Raw genomic sequence first — 540 nt, 5'->3', positions numbered from 1 at the left:
AACATTGCCAATGAAACGGAAGAAGTTTCGATATTGCAACTGGCAAACCTTCTTTCGGACCTAGGCGGTGGCATTTCTTCTGTTAAGCATGAAATATCTAACGACAATGCGTATTGTCAATATAAAAGAACCAAGTTGTGTACGGAGAAAATTGAAGCTCTGAGCTGGAAGCCAAGGGTTGATCTGAAATCTGGTCTAGAGAAAACCGTCGAGTTTATTAGGTAAGTTAAATTGAAAAAACTAACATTTGAGCAGCTCAGAAGCGTACAGATGTCTATTTTAGATAGAGTGCATCTGTTTTGTGAGCGTCACGATTTGGAGTACTCGCTGGCGGGTGGAACGCTGTTAGGGGCGATACGTCACAAAGGTTACATTCCTTGGGATGATGACATCGATATTATGATGCCAAGGGAAGATTACGAATACCTGTTGCAAAATTTTGCCAAAGAGTATCCTGATTTCACGTTTTTCAATTTGGACACCAAGCACAATCCTTATCCGTTTTTGTTCAGCAAGCTATCTCTGAATGATTCTGTTATT

The 540-nt window shown here is 40.4% G+C and carries 1 protein-coding gene and 1 pseudogene; both read left to right on the top strand.

Features of this window, described 5'->3' with window-relative positions:
* Positions 1 to 225, top strand: a pseudogene (locus R7044_RS27590) (dTDP-glucose 4,6-dehydratase); the annotation flags it as partial.
* Positions 226 to 231: 6 nt separating this feature from the next.
* Positions 232 to 540, top strand: a 309-nt coding sequence (locus tag R7044_RS27585; protein ID WP_225456279.1) for a phosphorylcholine transferase LicD, incomplete at its 3' end; no start/stop codon positions are given.

This window comes from Vibrio sp. 1402 (assembly GCF_033340275.1).
This window is presented reverse-complemented; position numbering and strand designations above follow the sequence as displayed.